Origin of the sequence: Dickeya sp. CFBP 2040 (genome assembly GCF_012273755.1) — a bacterium.
GTDB lineage: Bacteria > Pseudomonadota > Gammaproteobacteria > Enterobacterales > Enterobacteriaceae > Dickeya > Dickeya poaceiphila.
In genome coordinates, this window is the sequence record NZ_JAAVXH010000092.1 from 79,799 (window position 1) to 94,881 (window position 15,083).

Sequence of the window (15,083 nt, forward strand, 5' to 3'; positions counted from 1 at the left end):
AATGCTGATACACCCGCCATAAATAGGATAATTCTGCTTTTGACTATCCCGAATTGCGGTAAGTGTGCAGGCACGCACAACAAGCTCTGTACAACATGTTGGCCGTTCACTACGTTTGGATAGCTCACGAAGTTTGGGTAGCTCACGAAACGTTTAATAGCTCTCATCAGGAAAATGACCGAGGAAAACGTCATGCGCATTCTTGTCGTTGAAGATAATGTTCTATTGCGTCATCACCTAAATGTCCAGTTGAATGAAATGGGGCATCAGGTTGATGCGGCAGCGGATGCGAAAGAAGCGGATTATTTCCTTCAGGAACATGCGCCGGACATCGCCATTATCGATCTGGGTCTGCCGGTGGAAGATGGCACCAGTCTGATTCGCCGCTGGCGCACACATCAGATCAAACTACCGATTCTGGTGCTCACCGCCAGAGAAAGCTGGCAGGAAAAAGTGGCGGTACTGGAAGCCGGAGCCGATGATTACGTCACCAAACCGTTTCACATCGAGGAAGTGGTAGCGCGGATGCAGGCACTGATGCGCCGCAACAGCGGCCTGGCTTCACAAATCATCAGTCTGCCGCCCTTTGAGGTAGACCTGTCGCGCCGGGAATTGTTAGTACATGGCGAATCGGTCAGGCTGACCGCATTTGAATATACCATCATCGAAACGCTGATCCGCAACAACGGCAAGGTGGTCAGCAAGGAGTCGCTGATGCTGCAACTGTATCCAGACGCCGAATTGCGAGAAAGCCATACTATTGACGTACTCATGGGACGACTGCGTAAGAAACTGCAGTCCGCCGACTCCCACGATGTCATCACCACCGTTCGCGGGCAGGGCTATCGCTTCGATATCTAACCATTCTGGGCGGCCTTTTGACTCTGGACAACATGTTGAGAAAATCTCCTTTTTCGCTGCGTTTTCGCTTTCTTATCGCAACCGCTGCGGTGGTGCTGGCGTTAACGCTCTCCTACGGCATTGTTGCCGTGGTGGGATACAGCTTCAGTTTCGACAAAACGTCGTTCCGCCTGCTGCGCGGTGAAAGCAACCTGTTCTACAGTCTGGCGCAATGGCACGACAATCAGCTCACCATCGCCACGCCGCCTGAAATCGACATTAATTACCCCACGCTGGTGTTTATCTACGATCAGTACGGCAAGCTACTATGGCGGGAACGTGCCGTTCCGGAAATGGAATCGCAGATCAAACCTGAATGGCTGGAAAAAACCGACTATCACGAGCTGGATGCCGACTCCAACACCAGTAATGCGGTATTGCAAGGCAGCGATCCGCAAATGCTGGATAAATTGCACGCCTACAGCTCAGAAGATAAAACACCGTTCACCCATTCGATTGCCGTTAATGTTTACCCGGCGTCTGAGCGTCTGCCCAAGATGGTGATCGTAGTGGTGGACCGCGTGCCGCAGGAATTGCAACAATCGGATATGGTATGGGAATGGTTCCGCTACGTGTTTATCGCTCACCTGCTACTGGTCTTGCCGCTGTTGTGGCTGGCGGCGCACTGGAGCCTGAGGCCAATCAAGCATCTGGTGCATCAAATAAGCGAGCTGGAGCACGGCTCTCGCGAGCATCTGGACGAAAATCCGCCGCAGGAACTGACCAGTCTGGTGCGTAACCTCAACACGCTACTGAACAATGAGCGCAAGCGCTATCACAAATACCGCACCACCCTCACCGACCTGACCCACAGCCTGAAAACGCCGTTGGCCGTATTACAAACTACGCTGCGCTCGCTGCGTACCGGCAAAGAGCTAACCATTGAGCAAGCCGAGCCGATCATGCTGACGCAAATCAGCCGCATCTCGCAACAAATCGGCTATTACCTGCACCGCGCCAGCATGAGAACCGAACACCTGACCATCACGCGGGAAGTTCATTCCGTTCCAGCACAACTGGACGCGCTTTGTTCAGCGCTGAACAAAGTGTACCAACGTAAAGGCGTGGTGCTGACCATGGATATCGCCCCGGAACTGACCTTCATTGGCGAAAAAAACGATTTCATGGAAGTGATGGGGAATATTCTCGACAACGCCTGTAAATACTGTCTGGAATTCGTAGAAATCAGCGCTCGTTATTCCGGTCAAAAATTGCATCTGGTGATTGAAGATGACGGTCCCGGTATTCCCGACAGTAAACGGGAGGTCATTTTCCAGCGCGGGCAACGGGCGGACACATTGCGCCCCGGTCAGGGCATAGGGCTATCGGTTGCGGCAGAAATCATCGAGCAATATCAGGGAGAAATCCTGATTGGCGCCAGCCAGCTCGGCGGGGCCAAAGTGGAAGCGATTTTCGGCCAACAGCACCTTGGTTAGCCATACACAACACCGCCAATTATCGTCTGCCGTCGATTGAGTTAGCCAGAACTTTTCAGCCTGCCGTCTCATCTGTGAATGAATGGCGAACACTATCGCGGCGACTTCGTTATACTTGCCGATAGCTCCCTGTTACTGGAAATGCGTTATGAACTACCAACTTAATCTCGACTGGCAAAATTTCCTGACACACCACTGGCAAAAACAACCGGTCATCATCAAAAGTGGTTTCCATCATTTTATCGACCCCATTACCCCGGACGAACTGGCCGGGCTTGCGATAGAAAACGAAGTAGACAGCCGACTGGTCAGCCATCAGGATGGCCGCTGGGATGTCAGTCACGGTCCGTTCGAGCGCTATGACCATCTGGGAGAAAGCAACTGGTCTTTGCTGGTGCAGGCGGTCGATCACTGGCATGAACCTTGCGCCGCACTGATGCGCCCTTTCCGTCAGTTGCCCGACTGGCGCATTGACGACCTGATGATTTCTTTCTCGGTGCCGGGCGGCGGCGTCGGCCCGCATCTTGATCAGTACGATGTCTTCATCATTCAGGGCACTGGCCGCCGCCGCTGGCGCGTCGGTGACAAAGTGCCAATGAAGCAGCACTGCCCACACCCTGACCTGCTACAGGTGGCCCCGTTTGACGCCATTATCGATGAAGAACTGGAGCCGGGCGATATCCTCTACATTCCGCCCAGTTTTCCGCATGAAGGCTACTCGCTGGAAAATTCGCTCAACTACTCGGTCGGCTTTCGTGCGCCCAGCGCCCGTGAGCTGGTCAGCGGCTTTGCCGATTATGTGTTATCCCGTGAGTTAGGCGGCCAGCGCTACAGCGATCCAGACATTCCCACGCGTACCCACCCGGCAGACGTGCTGCCGCAGGAACTGGATAAGCTTCAGAACATGATGCTGGATCTGGTGCAGCATAAAGATGCCTTCCGTCAGTGGTTCGGAGAATTTGTTTCCCAATCGCGTCATGAACTGGATCTGGCGCCGCCGGAGCCGCCTTATCAGCCGGGCGAGGTATACGATCTGATCCAGCAGGGCGAAGCGTTGCGCCGTCTTGGCGGATTGCGGGTGTTACGTATCGGCGAAGAGTGTTTCGTTAACGGCGAGCGTCTGAGCGGCCACCAGCCGCAAGCGATAGCCGCACTGGCACAATATGACGTACTGACTGCCGAATGCCTTGGCGATGCGCTGGATGACCCCTCATTCCTCGCCCAATTGACTGCACTGGTGAACAGCGGTTACTGGTATTTTGTCGACTGATTATCACTGTTACCGCCGCTTAAAACACAGAAGACGCCTGCTGGCGTCTTCTGTGTTATTGCTGTGATATTGCCTTCTGTGAATTGCCTTCTGTAATATTGTCGGCAGCCCACCAACGCCATCAGGCTTTAACCGAAACGTTCTCACTGCTGGTCTGCCGGGTTTTGGCCCGTAATGCGGTCAACTCGGCGATACGCATGATCACCGCAACAGCGCTTTCCATCCCTTCCAGCGTCACAAACTCGTGTTTACCATGCGCATTGTAGCCACCAGTGAACAGATTGGGACACGGCAGCCCCCGGAAGGACAGCTGCGCGCCATCAGTACCACCGCGAATCGGCTGCATCAACGGCGTGATGCCGCAATCATGCATCGCCTGCTGTGCCAGCGCGATAATATGCGGATACTGCTCCACCTGCTCGCGCATGTTGTAGTAGCTGTCAGTCATCGTGACTTCGATATAACAATCCGGATGCAGCCCTTTCCCCACCGTCTCAGCAATATCCAGCAGGGTTTTCTTACGCCGTTCAAAGCCATCACGCTCAAAATCCCGGATGCTGTAGTGCAGTTCAGCCCGCTCCACGCTCCCTTTCATACTGTGCAGGTGGTAAAAGCCCTGATAGCCTTCGGTCTGTTCCGGTGTCTCATCGACCGGTACGCGTTGATGAAACCGCGTCGCCAGCGACAACGCATTAACCATTACCCCTTTGGCATAACCGGGATGCACATTGTTGCCGATAATCTTCACCACCGCCGACGCCGCATTGAAGTTTTCGTACTCCAGTTCACCCACACCGCCGCCATCTACCGTGTAAGCCCATTCAGCGCGGAATGCTTCAACATCAAAATGTTGTGCACCCTTACCGACTTCCTCATCCGGCGTAAAGGCAATGCGAATCTCGCCGTGTGGGATCTGGCGCTTTTTCAGCCGCACCAGCGCAGTCATGATCTCCGCGATTCCCGCTTTGTCATCCGCGCCCAGCAGCGTTTTGCCGTCGGTCGTAATCAGCGTGTGCCCCAACAGATGATGTAGCACCGGGAACATCACCGGTGACAGCACTTCGTCACCCATGCCTAAAGCAATATCACCGCCACGGTAATTTTCCACAATCTGCGGGTTGACATGCTTACCGCTGAAATCCGGCGCGGTATCCATATGGGCGATAAATCCAACCACCGGCACCGGCCAGGCCACATTGGCCGGTAACGTCGCCACCACACAGCCGTGCTTACTGATAGATACCTGCTCAAGCCCCAGCTCAGTTAATTCCTGTCGCAATGCCTGCGCCAGTTTCAATTGCCCTTCTGTGCTCGGCACCTGCCGTACACCCGGCTTGGACTGGGTATCAAACGCAACATAATTCAGAAAACGATCAAGCAATTTTTCCATCATCACCCCCTCCGATGGATTACAAATTTCATTATGTAGAGGGTGTCAGTGCCACATATTGCGTCAGGTCAGTTTTTATTGGCTTTCCACCTGACACAACCACCTCAGGCCGCCCATCATTCAGGGCCGCGAACCTGCAATCATGCCAGACGCGCAATCAATGAAAGCCAGTCACAGCTTAGCAACTCACCAACACAGAGACTGACGACAACCGTCGCCACAAGACAGGAACCTGGGCCGACGGCTCGATATCCGTCGGCCTGCGAAAGTTACAACCACTCGTAATATTGACCAAGACTCTTATCGCAGCCGCAGCAGCCACCGCATTTTGGTGCCGCTTCACCGCTGTGAAAGCGGATTTTGCCTTTTTGCACCCACACCTCCAGCATTCCTTCCACCACACCCGGCTCTGCCTGAAAAGCGGTGCTGATGTCTTGCAGCGACACCTTTTTTCTTTCGCGGACAAAATCCCGCAATTCGAGTAGCGTCATCATCTCTCCCCGGCGGGTGTAGGCCCGCCTGACTGCTTATTCCACTTCCCCTACCGGCACACGCTGGCGTTGCAAGCCATTGCGACGCAACAGCATCACGGTGACACACAACATCGCGGCAACGCCCAACAGCACGCACAGCGAATACAGCGGGTGCTGACCAAAACGCCCAATCTGATATACCACTACCGAGGTGCTATACCCAATCTGGATGGTCCATCCGGCACAGAACAGCGTCCAGGCGGTACCCACCTCACGCCAGATGGCCGATACCGCCGCCACGCAAGGGATATATAACAGCACCATCAACAGGTAGCTGAACGCGCCCAGTTGACCATCAAAAAGCTGGCCTATCACCGTCAGTGAGGTCACGGAAAATTTATTATCTTTGGCAATCGTGGCGGTATCACTCAAATCACCAACATTGATCCCCAACGGGTTAAGCACCGCGTCCCCCAGTTTGCCGAGATTTTCCGGAATGGTTGCCAACGCGCCCTGAACACCACCGAACAAGCTAAACGTTTTTTCCTCTGCTTTCGCATTGCCGCCCTGCGACGCCGCCATCGCGCCATACAGTGAATCCAACGTACCGACAACCGCTTCCTTGGCGAAAATTCCGGTGAATACACCGACTGCCGCCGGCCAGTTCTCTTCCCGAATTCCCATCGGTTTAAATACCGGCACAATCGCTTGTCCCACCGCCGACAGCACCGACTTCTGGGTATTCTGATTACCAAAGGAGCCGTCCGTCCCCATCGAGTTAAGAAAACCCAGCACCGTCACCACCACCACAATCAGCCGTCCGGCACGCAACAGGAACCCTTTCAGGCGCTCCCAGGTACGGATCAGCACGCTGCGCAGGCTGGGCAGGTGATAAGGCGGAATCTCCATGACAAACGCGGACGCATCGCCTTTCAGCGCTGTATTTTTCAACAAAAAGCCGGTGGCAATCGCCGCAGCGATACCGACCAGATACAGCCCGAACACCAGATTCTGCCCCCCCTCGACAAACAAGGCGGAAGCAAACAGCACGTATACCGGCAACCGCGCGCCGCAAGACATAAACGGCGCCATCATCACCGTCACCACACGGTCGCTATGGCGCTCCATGGTGCGGGTCGCCATCACCGCAGGCACGTTGCAACCAAAGCCGACAATCAGCGGCACAAACGCTTTCCCCGGCAAACCGATGCTGCGCATAAACCGGTCCATCACGAACGCCGCCCGCGCCATATAACCGGAGTCCTCCAGCCAGGACAGGAACAGATACAGACAGCCAATCACCGGAATAAAGGTGGACACGGTCTGAATACCGCCGCCCACGCCATCCGCCAGCAGGGTTTTCAGCCATTCAGGGGTATTCAACGCCAGCAACAGCTCGCCGAACCCATCCACCATCAGGGTGCCGAACAGCTTGTCGAAGAAATCGGTAAAGGCGCTGCCGATATTGATGGTGAAGACAAACATCAGGTACATCACCAACAGGAAGATAGGAATACCGAAGAAACGATGCAGCACAACGCGGTCAATCTTGTCGGTCAGGGTGGCAGAGGCTTCACCACGACGGGTGATCACCTCACGCGCCACCGCTCCCACAAACTGATAACGCGCGTCCGCCAGAAAGATATCCAGCTCGTCGTCATACTCGGCGACCAGCCGGGTCACTTCGGCATCGGCAAAGGCCAGCGTATCCGCAGGCACCCGGTTACGCACCGTCACATCGCCTTCCAGCAACTGAATTGCCAGCCAATAGGGGTTACGAATCGCGGGTTGCCCCTGTAACTGATCCGCAATCGCCTGCGCGGCCTGGCTCAGCGGCGCATCGTAAGGAATCGATACCGCCGAAATCACCGGTTGCGCCAGCGCTGCATGGCACACCTCATGCAACATCCCGATACCTTTCTTCTGGCTGGCGGTAATCGGGATGACCGGGCATCCCAGGCGCTGCTGCAAACCGGCGATATCAATATCCAGCTTACGTGCGGCGGCGATATCCATCATATTGATGGCCACCACCATCGGCACTTGCATATCCAGCAACTGCGCGGTGAGGTACAGATTTCGCTCCAGGTTGGAAGCATCAACGATGTTCAGCACCAGATTGGCTTCGCCGGACAGGATGTAATCACGCGCCACCCGTTCATCTTCCGAACTTTCGGAAGATGGGTTCAGCGAGTACACCCCCGGCAAATCCACCAACGTCACCTGTTGCTGCTGATAACGGTAGCTTCCGACTTTCTTTTCTACCGTCACGCCCGGCCAGTTGCCAACGGTCTGCTTACCGCCGGTCAGGACGTTGAATAACGTCGTTTTGCCACAGTTCGGGTTACCCACCACGCAAATTACGGGTTGCGTACTCATAAAAAATCCTTACCTACCCGGATTAACATTTTTCCAGTATCAAAATCTGTGCTTCGCCTTTACGCACGCTAATTGCGGCACCGCGCAGACGCAGCTCAATCGGGTCGCCCAACGGCGCCACACGCGACACCGAAAACTCCACCCCCGGCGTAACGCCCAGCGCCAGCAGACGCTTGCGGTAATCCGCCGATCCTTTCTGAAATCCCAGCACACGCCACTGTGTGCCCACTGCCAATGCTTCCAGTGTCATCGCTGTGTTGCCCTCATACTCACTTGTTGCACCAGAGAAACGACTGTTGTCGTGAACCTGTCTTTCTAGAAAACAATGGTTATAAAACGGCTGTAATGCTGATTATGGCTGTGGCGACACCCACACCTGCTTACCCATCTCCCAGTTGATTGCCACCCGGCTGTCACCGGCGGCCAGCATCAACGGCTGATTGGCATCACGCTGAATCACACGAACCTGCCCGCCGACGCGGATGCCAAGCTCAGTCAACCGCTGCTGGTATTCGCCCGTTGAACGAATTCGCGCCACCACAGCATTCACGTTAAGAGGGAGATCAAGCAGCGTTTGAAGACTCCGGGCCATACGACATTCCTTCACTGACAGGTGCGACATCCCGCCGGTTGAACCGCGCGGCGACGATGCATCAAAGCAACTAATAACGATTATCAATCATATTCCTGTCTGTAAGCGGCCTCTTGATGTGCATCAAGGGAGGTGAAGATTGGGGGAAAGGTACAGCGCTTATGTCTGAAACCGCTGCAATGATGAGGGTTGCCCGGTCGTAATCAACTTACATGAACTGTCTGCCAATCACGCTCGGCAGTCTCACCCGGAGGGAACTAACGTTTGCGGTAATGTCCCGCTATTTTTCGGGAGGTAAGTAGTGCGCGCAGCACACGAACAATTGATTCCTCAACGCTATACACGATGATGAACGGGAAACGTGGAACCACCAGTTTTCGCTACTTCTCCGTCTTCCCAGCCTGTCACGCTCAGCATCCGGCTGCTCCACCTGACGTATTGAGGCATGAACCACCTGCAACGCCTGGATGGTACATAACCAGAGGTTGCATACACCACCTGATAATCCTCACGCCTCTCCGATCGCTTTCCTGTGCATGGCTTTCAGTTTGCTCCTAACCTCTTCGCCGATCAGGGCCGTACTTTCACCACGTTGCAGTGATTCCCAGGCTGGCACAACCTGCTCGCGCAACCAGTTATCAACCGCATTGTCACGGGCCATCAGCGCACGCAGCCCTTCGCGGATCACTTCGCTTTCTGAGGCGTATTCACCACTGGCGACGCGGGCTTTCACCTGAGCGGCCATTTCATTCGGTAATGTAATACTCATATGCTGTGTCGTTCTCATCGCGAACCTCTTTGCATCCCAATGGGTAGGATTTAATCATATCCATTTTTTCACTCTTGTCAGGTGATGGATTGCCAGCCACTTCATCCACCACCAGATCGGCCAGCAGCACGTTTTCATCACTGCACCACCGCCCAGAACACCCGCGAGCTGTGGCACTGTCTCGAAGGACTCAGCATCGAACCCTTTGACCCGGACGCCGCCAACTGGATTAAGCATTATCCCGGCGGCCTTAAGTTCGCCGAGTAACCAACACCACCCCCGGTCATACCGGGGGTTTTGGTTTTAACGCTGGGGTGTCGGGGCATGGCCCTGACCGGGTGGTTTTGTCATTCCGTCGGCATGACGGTAATGACAAAACATTTCCTGTCCGGGGGTTGAAGCTTTTTCGGGCTACCGCTGCCACTCAGGGCGGCTGGTGATTGATAGTTAAGTGGAACTCAGAGTCTGATAAGCAGATAAAAAAATCCCAGCCTGTTTTAGGGGCCGGGATTTTTGTTATAGGATTATTTGGCTGGCTTTTTTCGGGCCTTACGTTCTTCTAGCGTGACCTTTATCCATATTCCGACACCTAAAATAAGGCCTCCAACATATCCTGATTCAAAAAAGGATGAAAAAACGTCCTGCCAACTGAATGGGAAAAAATCTTTTTTAAAATAAACAATTAATGATGCAAGAAGTACCAATGCCGTATCAGCAACTAAAAATAAAGCCAAGCAGCATAATATCAACTTAGATAATCTAATAAGGCTATTTTTTGGCATTCGCATCATCCTTTTTATCGAGAATATCTTTTACAACATTTCCTGTTTTCTCACTGATGTAGCCCCCGATAACTGTACCTGTTAAATCAGATATAGCATCTTTTCCAAGTTTTGAGGCGGCTCCTTTTATTACTTCACCTCCGAGACCACCAATAACAGTACCCGCTCCAGCACCTGCAACAGCGTTAGTCGGTTCTTCACCCTTAATACTACTGCCAATTGCTGCGCCGCCCATATTGATAGGTGTTGAGGCTATAATACCTTTCCCCGTCGTTGCTGCCGCTGTTACTCCTGCCATAATTGCATCCACATAACTGAACGGATCGTTTCCTGCAAGTTGAACCCCGGCATTCACACCCACACCAATTGCCACATTAGCTGCCATACCTTTCACCGTAACACCCAACACACTGCCTACGAAAATGACCGGCGCATCACCAATACTCGCATTGGATTTGTGATAACCCCATGTATTCATAATGCTCTGGGCTTTTCGCTGTGCTTCCGTCTGAGGGGCTGACTTCAGGTAATCCCGCCCCGCGAGCATCCCAGTGATCAGTTCTTTGGTCACCGCTTCCCCATATTGAGCTTGCATCTCGGAAGCGTAGACCCTCAGATAACTTGCCAGCTCCGCTTTTTCTCCTGCAGACATTGATGCCGGATCTTTGTTGAACAGCGCGACTAACGCATCACTTCGCTGATCCGCATTCTCAAGCTCCAGGAATTCCTTAGCCGTCTTCAGAGATTTATCACCTTTTAGTATTTTTTCCGCCAGTTCATCCCGTTTCGCTGAGGATGTACTGCTTAAAAAGTTATTCTCCACCGCATTACGCCCGGACTGGGCGCCCGTGGCGGCACCCTCGGTGCTGCCCGACGCAATCCCCGATGCCAGTCCCGCCGCCAGCGACGCCAGCGCACTCACCGACTGTTTTTCCGCTTCCGTCAGGTCGCTGGCCTCACGCCCCCCATACAGCTCCTTCATGATCAGCAGCCGCGCCGTCAGTTCACCGCTGGCCGCTCCCACCGCGCCCGCCACCGCATCTTTACCCGACAGCTGCGCCACCACCGCTCCCATCAGCGCGTGGCCCATCGCATTGGCCGCGATGTCCGAGGCCGTCGCCTTCCGCTCGTCCGCCGGCATCGTCACGTCTTTTACCAGCTGCGCCAGATACGGTGCCGAGGCCCCCGCCAGCGCCTGTTGCAGGTTACCCCCGCCGGCCAGCGCCTGAATGGCCGCCGTCGCCGCCTGCGCCGCCCGTTGCAGGTCGCTGCCGGTACCGTACGACGCCATCACCGCCTTGTAATCCGCCGTTTGTGTCAGGTCTTTCCGGTATTTATCCCACGCCGCGTCGGAGTCGTTATCCGCCGGGCGGTCCACTTTGCCGCTGGCTTCCGCGGCACGCACCGCGCGGATTTCACCTTCGGTGCGGATAACGTCCATCACCTGCGCGCCCAGTTCACCGACCATCTGCGCCGTCTGCAGCCGCTTCTGCTCTTTCTCCTTGTCAAATATCGGACTCAGCGCATTATTGGCGTGTGCCACATCACGGCTCAGGCCGCTGATGTCCTGCTGCTGACCGGCCTGATTGCGGATAACCAGCGCCCCGTCGCTCACCGCCGCGTAGGTGGTACTGCTGGCGTTGCCGCCGCGCCCCAGCGACATCAGTGCCGACGGCACGGTCAGCACCGCCGATTTCAGCATGTCCGACATCCCCAGCGACGGGCTGGCGCTCAGCCCGATGCCGCTGTGCGACACCGAAAACGCCGCCTGATTGCCGATATTGCTCCAGCCCAGCGTCCCGGTATCCAGCCGGTTTTTATCCGCACCCGCCGTCGAGCCTATCACCGCCCCGTCCAGTTGGGTGTGGTTGCCGACGTGAATGTCGTAGCCGCCCTGACCGGCAAACAGCCCGGTCTGCTGCTGCACACTGTCAAAGCTGCTGTGCATGTTATCCTGACTGGCGCTCAGGTAACCGCTGCCCGTGAAGGTGCCGAAGGTAAAGCTACCGCCCGCCGACACACTGGTCTGCGTCGAGTTATAACGGTTACTGTCCTGCTGACTGGCCAGCAGCAGGTTGCCGCCCACATCGGCCACAATGCGCCCGCCGCTGACCTGCGCACCGGTCAGCCGCGTGTCCCCGCCACTGGTCAGGCCGACCCGCTGCCCCGCATCCACCGTAGTTTCCGACCAGCTGTTGCCGCTGCCCATCTCGCGGCCTTTGGCCGCATTGGCATTCGCAAACACGCTCAGCCCGGCACTGTTACCGCTCAGCCCGACACTGACGCCAATATTCCCGCCGCTGCTACGGTTGCTGCCGGTCAGCGACTCGGTATTGCGGGCCGACAGCAGGTTAATCCCGCGAGCCGCGGTCAGCTCTGCGTTGTTGCCCGCTTTCAGCTGGCTGCCGACGGCGGTGATATCGCCCTGACGCGCCACCACGCTGATATCATGGCCTGCACTCAGCGTCGAGGCAAAACTCTGCGACTGTTCGCTACTCTGACTGCTGCTGGCACGCTGCGCCCCCAGCGACACGCTGAGACCGACAAACGACGACGCCCCCTTGTTGTTGGTATCTACCTGCGTGCCCTGATACGCCTGATACCCCGACAGCACCGCCTTCATCCCCTGCAGCGCCTTCAGCCGGCTGTCGCTCTGCTCATGCACTGCCTGCATCGTCTGCAGCGTGCTGTTCAGCGCCGACCCCACCACCCCCGACAGGGCCACGCTCAGCCCGGCGGTTTTCTGCTCCATCGTCTGCGACTGACGATGGCTGTCGTAACCGGGGTCAATGGTGACCGTATTGCCCACCACCTGAATATCCCGCGCCGCCATCACATCGGTGGCGGTCAGGTTCACGTCCTGCCCGGCCCGCAGGCTCACCGTCCCGCTGGTGCTTCCCAGCGTGCTCACGCTCTGGCTTTCCGTGGTCCCCGCTGCCGCCAGCGTCTGACGCTGCGACGTACTGCCAATGGTAAAGCCGATGCCGCCTCCGCTGAACAGCCCGCTCTTCTTACGGCTGACCTCCTCATACTGCCGGTAGGTCTCCACACTGGCCGCCGTGGTGATAGTGCGCCCGGCTGTCAGCGCCACATCGCCGTCCGCCGCCACCGACGAGCCGCGCACCCCGATATCCTGTCCCGCCGTCAGCGCCACGCCACCCGCCGACAGCAGCGTCCCCTTCTCCGTGGTCTGCTCCTGCTCCCGCAGCGTGTGCGTGGTGGTGCTGGACAGGAAACCTTTCTTCACCGTGGTTTCTTCAAAAAAGTCGTGCCGGCTTTCCGTTGCCGACAGCAGGCTCAGGTCACGCCCCGCCTGCGCCGTCAGCGCCCCGCGGGTTTCCGCCTGCGCCCCCTGCAGCGTCAGGTCCTGACCCGCCCGCAGGCTCACGCCTTCGCCCGCGTTCAGCGCCGTGCCTTGCTGCGTCACCGTCTGCTGCCAGTCCAGATGCCGGTTCCAGGCGTTCGAGCCGAACTGCTCCTGCTCAGCGGACAGCAGGCTCAGGTCCCGCCCCGCCGCCAGCGCCATAGTGCCCGTGGCGCCCAGTTGCGCCGCCGTGCTCACCAGGTCGCGCCCGGCGCTCAGGCTCAGGTCGCCCCCGCTGGCAAGCTGGCTTTGCACCAGCCTCTGACTGCGCCGTTCGCTACGGGCGCCGCCGGTCTGGTTCACCGTGTCCGTCAGCGTGGTCAGCGCCGTCAGCCGGAGGTCGTTGCCTGCTGCCAGCGCCAGCGGCCCACCCGCGCTCAGCTGCGCCCCGTTCAGCGCGATATCGTGCCCCGCCTGTAGCGTCAGCCCACCCTGTGCGGTTATCAGCCCAGTCTGGCCGATATCGGTGCGCGTCAGCGACCCGCCGCCCCGGCCATCCCTCGCCGCCGTCTGCCACTGGCTGGTCGTCGTGGTGTTGACGATATCCCCGCTGACGCTTGCCAGCGTCACCGTATTGCCCTGTATCGTGGCGCTACGGTTGGTCAGGTTGCCCAGCGCCACCAGATTCAGCGCGCCCCCCGCGTTCAGCAGCCCGCCCTCGCTGTTAGTGACCTGCCCCCCGCTGGTGATATTCAGTACGTTCAGCGCCGTCACTGTGCTGCCGCGGTTGTCGATATCCCCACCCGCACTCAGGCTGACGCTGTTCGCCACGATGCGGCTGCCTTGCAGATTGGTTTTATCCGCCTGCGCCAGATACAGCTTCGGCGCCAGCACCGTCTGCCCACCGACGGTGATGCTCTCCCACCACACGATGCTGTGGCTCAGCCCCGCCACCTGTTCCGGACTGAGGCTCACCCCCAGTTGCAGGTTCAGCCGGCTTTGCGCCGCCGCCGCGTTGTCCATCAACGTCTGCATCTGCGCCAGGTCCGACCCCACGCCATTGAGGTAGCGCTGCCCGGTCTGGCTCAGCACCGCGTTGCTGATGTAACGGGTGTCAAACGCCGCATCCCCCAGAAAACGGTAGTCGTGCTCCGCATCCAGATTCAGCTTGCCCAGCAGGTAGGATGAACCGAGGAACTGCGTCGGGTCGGTCAGCGTCGCGCTGGTTTCCACCGGCACCGTGGTGCCCGGCGTCTGCCCCAGCAGCCCGCGCAGGTCGCCAAACAGGCGGTTGTCCACCTGACCCAGCTGGCTCAGCAGCGGGTTGCTGCGTATCAGGTAGCGGCTGTTGTCGGCGGTATCCGCCACGAACAGCCCATTTTGGCTGGTGGGCAGCGGGTAGTCAGTGAGCGACGGGCCAGCCACCGGTGCCAGCCCCTGCGTCAGTACCGCCTGCAGGTCGCTCAGCGACAGCGCACTCAGGGCCGCGCCAGCCACCGGCACCTCACCGGCGGCACTCAGGGCCGGGATACCCGACGGCGTCAGCGCACTGCCGGCAGGCACACCGTTGCCAGCCACCGGGCTGCCCGTCTGACCGGACAACGCCACCGCCGCCCCGGACAGGGCATTGCCCGCCGATACCGACTCATCACGGGTGATCGGGCGGTAACCGGCATTAAGACCACCGCTCTGACCGGACAGCGCCACCGCCGCCCCGGACAAGGCATTGCCTGCCGATGCTGACTCATCACGGGCGACCGGGCGGTAACCGGCACCGAGACCACCGAT

The 15,083-nt window shown here is 57.5% G+C and carries 13 protein-coding genes; 4 read left to right on the forward strand and 9 right to left on the reverse strand.

Annotation, left to right across the window (positions count from 1 at the left end):
• Positions 1-192 precede the first annotated feature (192 nt).
• From phoP to Dpoa2040_RS14360, 3 genes are all read left to right on the forward strand, one after another.
• Positions 193-861 (forward strand): two-component system response regulator PhoP, encoded by a 669-nt coding sequence (gene phoP / locus Dpoa2040_RS14350; RefSeq protein ID WP_042873924.1) that lies wholly within the window; start codon positions 193-195, stop codon positions 859-861.
• A 32-nt stretch (positions 862-893) separates the two neighbouring features.
• Positions 894-2,336, forward strand: coding sequence for a two-component system sensor histidine kinase PhoQ (phoQ, locus tag Dpoa2040_RS14355; RefSeq protein ID WP_168641688.1), 1,443 nt, complete (start codon positions 894-896; stop codon positions 2,334-2,336).
• Between the two features lie 148 nt (positions 2,337-2,484).
• Positions 2,485-3,606 carry a cupin domain-containing protein gene (locus Dpoa2040_RS14360; protein ID WP_168641689.1) on the forward strand — a complete coding sequence of 374 codons (1,122 nt, stop codon included), beginning with the start codon at positions 2,485-2,487 and terminating at the stop codon, positions 3,604-3,606.
• Positions 3,607-3,727: 121 nt separating this feature from the next.
• Here Dpoa2040_RS14360 and pepT read toward each other — a convergent pair whose 3' ends face one another.
• The 7 genes from pepT to Dpoa2040_RS14395 form a co-directional block, all read right to left on the reverse strand.
• Positions 3,728-4,996, reverse strand: coding sequence for a peptidase T (gene pepT, locus Dpoa2040_RS14365; protein ID WP_042870760.1), 1,269 nt, complete (start codon positions 4,994-4,996; stop codon positions 3,728-3,730).
• Positions 4,997-5,265: 269 nt separating this feature from the next.
• Positions 5,266-5,487 (reverse strand): FeoC-like transcriptional regulator, encoded by a 222-nt coding sequence (locus tag Dpoa2040_RS14370; protein ID WP_042870762.1) that lies wholly within the window; start codon positions 5,485-5,487, stop codon positions 5,266-5,268.
• Between the two features lie 36 nt (positions 5,488-5,523).
• Entirely contained in the window at positions 5,524-7,848 is a 2,325-nt protein-coding gene (gene feoB / locus Dpoa2040_RS14375; RefSeq protein ID WP_168641690.1) for a Fe(2+) transporter permease subunit FeoB, read from the reverse strand.
• 22 nt (positions 7,849-7,870) lie between these two features.
• Positions 7,871-8,098: a FeoA family protein gene (locus Dpoa2040_RS14380; RefSeq protein WP_012769649.1), complete on the reverse strand. Its 228-nt coding sequence runs from the start codon at positions 8,096-8,098 to the stop codon at positions 7,871-7,873.
• Positions 8,099-8,200: 102 nt separating this feature from the next.
• On the reverse strand, positions 8,201-8,440 hold the full coding sequence (locus Dpoa2040_RS14385) for a FeoA family protein (protein ID WP_168641691.1): 240 nt from the start codon (positions 8,438-8,440) through the stop codon (positions 8,201-8,203).
• Positions 8,441-8,948: 508 nt separating this feature from the next.
• Positions 8,949-9,227 carry a type II toxin-antitoxin system ParD family antitoxin gene (locus tag Dpoa2040_RS14390; RefSeq protein ID WP_168641692.1) on the reverse strand — a complete coding sequence of 93 codons (279 nt, stop codon included), beginning with the start codon at positions 9,225-9,227 and terminating at the stop codon, positions 8,949-8,951.
• Positions 9,187-9,339, reverse strand: coding sequence for a hypothetical protein (locus Dpoa2040_RS14395; protein WP_168641656.1), 153 nt, complete (start codon positions 9,337-9,339; stop codon positions 9,187-9,189). The genes Dpoa2040_RS14390 and Dpoa2040_RS14395 overlap by 41 nt, the downstream gene beginning before the upstream one ends.
• Here Dpoa2040_RS14395 and Dpoa2040_RS14400 point away from each other — a divergent pair.
• A complete protein-coding gene (locus tag Dpoa2040_RS14400) occupies positions 9,294-9,476 on the forward strand; it encodes a hypothetical protein (RefSeq protein WP_168641693.1) in 183 nt (60 codons plus the stop codon). The genes Dpoa2040_RS14395 and Dpoa2040_RS14400 overlap by 46 nt on opposite strands.
• A gap of 257 nt (positions 9,477-9,733) precedes the next feature.
• On the opposite strand, the gene Dpoa2040_RS14405 is transcribed toward Dpoa2040_RS14400, so the two are convergent.
• Positions 9,734-9,991, reverse strand: coding sequence for a hypothetical protein (locus Dpoa2040_RS14405; protein WP_168641694.1), 258 nt, complete (start codon positions 9,989-9,991; stop codon positions 9,734-9,736).
• The coding region (locus Dpoa2040_RS14410; RefSeq protein WP_246867310.1) for a hemagglutinin repeat-containing protein at positions 9,978-15,083 on the reverse strand (5,106 nt) is incomplete at its 5' end. The genes Dpoa2040_RS14405 and Dpoa2040_RS14410, both read right to left, overlap by 14 nt.

Coding starts and splice junctions, on each gene's coding strand:
- phoP (WP_042873924.1), top strand. CDS start 193: ATGCGCATTCTTGTCGTTGAAGATAATGTTCTATTGCGTCATCACCTA.
- phoQ (WP_168641688.1), top strand. CDS start 894: ATGTTGAGAAAATCTCCTTTTTCGCTGCGTTTTCGCTTTCTTATCGCA.
- Dpoa2040_RS14360 (WP_168641689.1), top strand. CDS start 2,485: ATGAACTACCAACTTAATCTCGACTGGCAAAATTTCCTGACACACCAC.
- pepT (WP_042870760.1), bottom strand. CDS start 4,996: ATGGAAAAATTGCTTGATCGTTTTCTGAATTATGTTGCGTTTGATACC.
- Dpoa2040_RS14370 (WP_042870762.1), bottom strand. CDS start 5,487: ATGACGCTACTCGAATTGCGGGATTTTGTCCGCGAAAGAAAAAAGGTG.
- feoB (WP_168641690.1), bottom strand. CDS start 7,848: ATGAGTACGCAACCCGTAATTTGCGTGGTGGGTAACCCGAACTGTGGC.
- Dpoa2040_RS14380 (WP_012769649.1), bottom strand. CDS start 8,098: ATGACACTGGAAGCATTGGCAGTGGGCACACAGTGGCGTGTGCTGGGA.
- Dpoa2040_RS14385 (WP_168641691.1), bottom strand. CDS start 8,440: ATGGCCCGGAGTCTTCAAACGCTGCTTGATCTCCCTCTTAACGTGAAT.
- Dpoa2040_RS14390 (WP_168641692.1), bottom strand. CDS start 9,227: ATGAGAACGACACAGCATATGAGTATTACATTACCGAATGAAATGGCC.
- Dpoa2040_RS14400 (WP_168641693.1), top strand. CDS start 9,294: ATGGATTGCCAGCCACTTCATCCACCACCAGATCGGCCAGCAGCACGT.
- Dpoa2040_RS14405 (WP_168641694.1), bottom strand. CDS start 9,991: ATGCCAAAAAATAGCCTTATTAGATTATCTAAGTTGATATTATGCTGC.